Origin of the sequence: Yinghuangia sp. YIM S10712 (genome assembly GCF_051388935.1) — a bacterium.
Taxonomy (GTDB): domain Bacteria; phylum Actinomycetota; class Actinomycetes; order Streptomycetales; family Streptomycetaceae; genus Yinghuangia.
In genome coordinates this window covers 691,982-692,232 of the sequence record NZ_JBPKBI010000001.1, presented here as the reverse complement: position 1 = coordinate 692,232, position 251 = coordinate 691,982, and the positions used below count along the sequence as shown (strand labels likewise).

1 protein-coding gene is annotated in these 251 nt (G+C 78.5%); it reads left to right on the top strand.

Going from position 1 to position 251, the window contains the following annotated elements; all coding sequences use genetic code 11:
- Positions 1–201: hypothetical protein (locus ACRX5W_RS03290; protein ID WP_436786352.1), on the top strand; the 201-nt coding region annotated here is incomplete at its 5' end.
- Between the last annotated feature and the right edge of the window lie 50 nt (positions 202–251).

Sequence of the window (251 nt, the reverse complement as noted above, 5' to 3'; positions counted from 1 at the left end):
CCGACCGACGCCGCGGCGCCCGCCACCCCGCCCGCCCTCACCGCGCTGCCCGAGGCGGCGGCCGAGGAGTCGGAGACGCCGGCCGTGACGGACGCGGCGGCGCTGCTGAACTCCGCTGACGTGCAGGAGGCCGCGGCGCTCGCCCAGCTCCCCGGGTTCCCGGCGTTCCCGAACCTCCCCGGAATGCCGACCACTCCGTAGCCACCGGCTGCTCGGCGAAACAGCGGCACCTGCCGCGGCGCCCCGGTGTG